Origin of the sequence: Rhizobium sp. BR 317, assembly GCF_047445835.1 — a bacterium.
Lineage (GTDB): Bacteria > Pseudomonadota > Alphaproteobacteria > Rhizobiales > Rhizobiaceae > Rhizobium > Rhizobium paranaense.
The window spans coordinates 1-666 of record NZ_JARWLB010000193.1; the positions used below are offsets into that span (position 1 = coordinate 1).

The 666-nt window shown below is 58.4% G+C and carries 1 protein-coding gene and 1 pseudogene; both read left to right on the forward strand.

What is annotated here, in order from left to right; translation table 11 throughout:
* On the forward strand, positions 1-129 hold a 129-nt coding region (locus QD357_RS32735), incomplete at its 5' end, for a 4Fe-4S dicluster domain-containing protein (RefSeq protein ID WP_414126154.1).
* Positions 130-464: 335 nt separating this feature from the next.
* Positions 465-666, forward strand: a pseudogene (locus QD357_RS32740) (NAD(P)(+) transhydrogenase (Re/Si-specific) subunit alpha); the annotation flags it as partial.

Genomic DNA, 666 nt, shown 5'->3' on the forward strand with positions numbered 1-666 from the left:
GAGGAGACCTTCGTCATCAACGCCCAGAACTGCGTCCACTGCAAGACCTGCGACATCAAGGATCCKAACCAGAACATCAACTGGGTTCCCCCGCAGGGCGGCGAGGGGCCGGTCTATCCGAATATGTGAAACAGCAGCTGGGCCGTATTGCACGGCATGGATGCTGCGCCTCATGCAGGATCGCACACTTCCCTCCGACAGACCGCAAGCGGCGGTGCGCAAGCTGGTCGTCTGAAAGTATCTGAAATTCGTGGCGTCGAAATTCATCTCACGCGTCATGTGTGAAATTTCCCAACGCCGACAACATTGTGGCTTGAATGGACTGCTAAATTTAACAAAGCGAATTCTTGCCACGCGATAACACGGTCACTTCAGCAGKAACAGTAATCATGTCAAACAAGGTTGGGGTACCCCGAGAAATCACTGCAGGCGAGTCACGTGTTGGGTTGACGCCAGAGAGTGCGTTGCAGTTGGTGAAGCTTKGGCATGACTGCCTGGTTGAGACGGGTGCGGGGCTTTCGGCGGGGTTTTCGGACGAGGCGTACCGGGCGGCGGGTGTGAGGGTGGTCGCGACGCGCGAGGCGGTCTATGCGGAAGGCGACGTGATCGCCAAGGTGCGGCCGCCGCAGGCCGATGAGGTGGCGCTTTTGTCTGCCGGCAAGACGC